The sequence below is a fragment of the Mesorhizobium sp. M7A.F.Ca.CA.004.12.1.1 genome (assembly GCF_003997835.1).
Taxonomy (GTDB): domain Bacteria; phylum Pseudomonadota; class Alphaproteobacteria; order Rhizobiales; family Rhizobiaceae; genus Mesorhizobium.
In genome coordinates, this window is the sequence record NZ_RZRK01000480.1 from 1 (window position 1) to 4,818 (window position 4,818).

A 4,818-nucleotide genomic window follows, 5' to 3' on the forward strand; every position below is an offset into this window, starting at 1 on the left:
GCGCGCGCGGGGTGTCGCGAATCTGCAGGCGATGGATTCCCTCTGCCGCGGCCACATGCTGGCCGACGTCACCGCCGTTCTCGGCTCCCTCGACATCGTGTTTGGTGAGGTCGATCGCTAAATGTCAGTACGCCGTCTCGCAGAAGCCAGCGTCCAGCCAGCATCCTTCGCCTTCAACCGGGCGAACGCGGCTGCGGCGAAGCAATGGATCAAGAAGTACCCGAAGGGCCGTGAGCAGTCGGCCATCATTCCCTTGCTGATGATAGCGCAGGAGCAGGAAGGCTGGGTGACGAAGGCGGCCATCGAGACGATTTCCGACATGCTCGGCATGCCGCGTATCCGCGGGCTCGAAGTCGCGACCTTCTACACGCAGTACCAGTTGAATCCGGTCGGCACGCGTGCGCATATCCAGGTCTGCGGCACCACGCCCTGCATGCTGCGCGGTTCGGAAGCGCTGATGGATGTGTGCCGCTCCAAAATCCATCACGACCAGTTCCACGCCAACGACAAGGGCACCTTGTCCTGGGAAGAGGTCGAATGCCTTGGCGCCTGCGTCAACGCGCCGATGGTCATGATCTTCAAGGACACGTTCGAGGATCTGACGCCGGAACGCCTGGCTGAAATCATTGATCTCTATGACGCCGGCAAGGGTGCTTCGGTGGAACCGGGGCCGCAGAACGGCCGCACCGGCTCCGAGCCGGCCTCCGGCCTCACCACGCTGAAGAGCGAAAAGGCGATCCTCAAGTCGACCCGCGAAAGGGAGGCCAGGGAGGCCGCCAAGGCCGCCAGGGCGGCGCCCGACGCGATCATCGCGGCGCCTGTGCCGGGGCCGGCCGCGGCCCCTGTCGCACCGTCCAACACCAGCAAGCCGAAGACCGACGCCCCTGAAACCAGCCCGGCATTGAAGACGCCTTCAAAAACCAAGGTCGCGCCGGCGGTTGAAAAGGCGGCGAGCGTTGCCGCGCCGCTGCATTCGGCCGCCAACGCCAACAAGGCGGACTCCAAGGTCGAGCAGGTTTCCAAGCAGCGCAGCGGTCCGATAACCAAGGCCGAGCCGGCATCCGCCTTCAAGGCGCCGGAGGTCAAGGTGCCGGCGGCCAAGCCGGCCAAACCGTCGCTCGGGGACAAAAACCGTCCGGCCGGAATCGATAAACCGGCACAGGTCGACGACCTCAAGCTGATCTCCGGCGTCGGCCCCAAGATCGAGGGCATCCTGCATACGCTCGGCATTTTCACCTTCGCGCAGGTCGCGTCGTGGAAGAAGGCCGAACGCGAGTGGGTGGATGGCTATCTCTCTTTCCAGGGCCGCATCGATCGCGACGACTGGGTCAAGCAGGCCAAGGCGCTCGCCAAGGGTGGCGTCGCCGAATACATCCGCGTCTTCGGCAAGAAGCCGGTCTGAGGGACGAAAAATGCTTCAGGACAAAGACCGCATCTTCACCAATATTTACGGCCTGTTCGACAAGTCGCTGGCCGGCGCGATGGCGCGCGGCGCCTGGGACAACACGCCCGGCATCGTTGCCAAGGGGCGCGAATGGATCGTCAACGAGATGAAGGCGTCGGGCCTGCGCGGCCGCGGCGGCGCCGGCTTCCCGACCGGTCTCAAATGGTCGTTCATGCCCAAGCAGAGCGATGGCCGGCCGAGCTATCTCGTCATCAACGCCGACGAATCCGAGCCCGGCACCTGCAAGGACCGCGACATTCTGCGCAACGACCCGCACACGCTGGTCGAGGGCGCGCTGCTTGCCGGCTTCGCCATGGGCGCGATTGCCGCCTACATCTATGTGCGCGGCGAGTTCATCCGCGAGCGCGAGGCGCTCCAGCGCGCGATCGAGGAAGCCTATGAGGCCAAGCTGATCGGCAAGAACAACACCTCCGGCTATGATTTCGACATCTACATGCACCACGGCGCCGGCGCCTATATCTGCGGCGAGGAGACTGCACTCCTCGAAAGCCTCGAAGGCAAGAAGGGCCAGCCGCGGCTGAAGCCGCCATTCCCGGCCAATGTCGGCCTCTATGGCTGCCCGACCACGGTCAACAATGTCGAATCGATCGCGGTTGCGCCGACCATCCTGCGCCGAGGAGCGGCCTGGTTCTCGTCCTTCGGCCGGCCCAACAATGTCGGCACCAAGCTGTTTTGCATCTCCGGCCACGTCAACAATCCGTGCACGGTCGAAGAGGCGATGTCGATTCCGTTCCGCGAGCTCATCGAGACGCATTGCGGCGGCATTCGCGGCGGCTGGGACAATCTTTTGGCGGTCATACCGGGCGGCGCCTCGGTGCCGCTGGTGCCGGCCGAGCAGATCATCGACACGCCGATGGATTTCGACGCGCTGCGCGACCTCAAATCCGGCCTTGGAACCGCGGCTGTCATCGTCATGGACAAGTCGACCGATGTCGTGAAGGCGATCGCGCGGCTTTCCTACTTCTACAAGCACGAGAGCTGCGGCCAGTGCACGCCATGCCGCGAAGGCACCGGCTGGATGTGGCGGGTGATGGAACGGCTGGTGCGCGGCGAGGCGCAGAAGCGCGAGATCGATATGCTGCTCGACGTCACCAAGCAGATCGAAGGCCATACGATCTGCGCGCTTGGCGACGCGGCGGCCTGGCCGATCCAGGGCCTGATGCGGCATTTTCGCGGCGAAGTGGAGCGGCGCATCGACGAGTTTTCGCGCAATGCGCACCGGGCCGAGCCTGTGATGGTGGCGGCGGAATAGAAGAAAGTTTACGCGGGCGAAAGTCCGCAGCGAAGGGCGGGGCGAACGAAGAAACGACCAGGAGAACTCTATGGCGCCGTATTCGAACCCGCTGATGCCCAATTTGGACCAGATCGAGAAGATGAACCAGGACTTGACCAGGATGATGCCGAAGGAGATGGCCAGCGCCGTCAACCTTTTCGTGCATCCTGTGGCGGGTGCGGCGGCGATGTCGGCGCTTGGCCTCGGGCTCGCCAATCATGCTTTCGGCGTCTGGCTGGGCGCGCTTTCAGGCGCGGCAGAAGCCTCGCAGCGGCTGCTGCAGCCGATCGTCGATGATTTCGAGGCGCGCGTCGCGCAGTTCGACGATCCGAACTCTTCCTCCACGAAGGCGCGGGCGACGGCGAAAAGCATGATCGCCGAGGCGCAGTCCTTCGCCCGGGAGGTCACCGATATTGCCGCCAAGGAAGCCGCCACTGCCGTGCCGGCCGCCAACGCCGCTCCGGCGACAAGCGGCGCCGGCGATGCGCTGATGCCCGAGGATTTCAGGCAGCCCAACGCCATGGAGAAACCGGCCAAACCGGCGGATCTCAAGGCCATCTCGGGCATCGGGCCGAAGCTGGAAAAGGTTCTCAACGGCCTCGGTATCTGGACCTATGCCCAGATCGCGGCATGGACGCCGCAAGAGGTTGCCTGGGTCGAGGATTATCTGTCGCTCGGCGGCCGTATCGGCCGCGACGATTGGACAGCCCAAGCGGCGGCGCTCGCCGTCAAGTGAATGAAATGCCTGACGTGGTCTCGACCGCGTCCGGACAAAGAGATTGCGGGAACTCCGCAGGGGTTTGAGGCGAATGGCAAAGCTCAAGGTCGACGGGAAAGAGATCACTGTACCCGACCACTACACGCTGCTGCAGGCGGCGGAAGACGCTGGCGCGGAAGTGCCGCGCTTCTGCTTCCATGAGCGGCTCTCGATCGCCGGCAATTGCCGCATGTGCCTGATCGAGGTGAAGGGCGGGCCGCCCAAGCCGCAGGCCTCCTGCGCCATGAACGTGCGCGACCTGCGTCCCGGGCCGAATGGCGAGGCGCCGGAAATCTTCACCAACACGCCGATGGTCAAGAAGGCCAGGGAAGGCGTGATGGAGTTCCTGCTGATCAACCATCCGCTGGATTGCCCGATCTGCGACCAGGGCGGCGAATGCGACCTGCAGGACCAGGCGATGGCCTTCGGCGTCGATTCCTCGCGCTATCACGAGAACAAGCGCGCGGTCGAAGACAAATACATCGGGCCGCTGGTGAAGACGGTGATGAACCGCTGCATCCACTGCACGCGCTGCGTCCGCTTCACCACCGAAGTCGCCGGCATTTCCGAACTGGGCCTGATCGGCCGCGGCGAGGATGCCGAGATCACCACCTATCTCGAACAGGCGATGACGTCGGAGCTGCAGGGCAATGTCATCGACCTTTGCCCGGTCGGCGCGCTGACCTCGAAGCCATTCGCCTTCCAGGCGCGGCCGTGGGAGCTGACCAAGACCGAATCCATCGATGTGATGGATGCGGTCGGCTCGGCGATCCGTGTCGATAGCCGGGGCCGCGAAGTGATGCGCATCCTGCCGCGCGTCAACGAGGCGGTGAACGAGGAGTGGATCTCCGACAAGACCCGATTTATCTGGGACGGCCTGCGCACGCAGCGTCTCGACCGCCCCTATGTGCGCAAGGACGGCAGGTTGGTTGCCGCCAGCTGGGCCGAGGCCTTCGCCGCGATCAAGGACGCGGTATCGAAGACGGCGCCCGAAAAGATCGGCGCTATCGCGGGCGATCTCGCCGCCGTCGAGGAAACCTATGCGCTCAAGCTGCTGATGGCTTCGCTCGGCTCGAAGAATACCGATTGCCGCCAGGACGGCGCCGCACTCGACCCGGCGCTCGGCCGGGCGAGCTACATCTTCAACCCGACCATCGAAGGAATCGAGCAGGCCGATGCGGTGCTGATCATCGGCGCCAATCCGCGCTATGAAGCCTCGGTGCTCAACGCCCGTATCCGCAAGCGCTGGCGGATCGGCAATCTGCCGGTCGGCGTCATCGGCGATGTTGGCGATACCCGCTACGACTACGAACAGCTGGGCTC

The 4,818-nt window shown here is 64.4% G+C and carries 5 protein-coding genes; all 5 read left to right on the forward strand.

Annotated elements, in window-relative coordinates; translation table 11 throughout:
- Window positions 1-121 (forward strand): hypothetical protein (locus EN984_RS22965; protein WP_164765591.1); only part of this gene is annotated, 121 nt, incomplete at its 5' end.
- Window positions 122-1,402: an NADH-quinone oxidoreductase subunit E gene (locus EN984_RS22970; protein ID WP_127268494.1), complete on the forward strand. Its 1,281-nt coding sequence runs from the start codon at window positions 122-124 to the stop codon at window positions 1,400-1,402.
- Between the two features lie 10 nt (window positions 1,403-1,412).
- Window positions 1,413-2,717, forward strand: coding sequence for an NADH-quinone oxidoreductase subunit NuoF (gene nuoF / locus EN984_RS22975; protein ID WP_127268495.1), 1,305 nt, complete (start codon window positions 1,413-1,415; stop codon window positions 2,715-2,717).
- 70 nt (window positions 2,718-2,787) lie between these two features.
- Window positions 2,788-3,474, forward strand: coding sequence for an NADH-ubiquinone dehydrogenase (locus EN984_RS22980; RefSeq protein ID WP_127272579.1), 687 nt, complete (start codon window positions 2,788-2,790; stop codon window positions 3,472-3,474).
- Between the two features lie 73 nt (window positions 3,475-3,547).
- Window positions 3,548-4,818 (forward strand): NADH-quinone oxidoreductase subunit NuoG (gene nuoG / locus EN984_RS22985; RefSeq protein ID WP_127383962.1); only part of this gene is annotated, 1,271 nt, incomplete at its 3' end.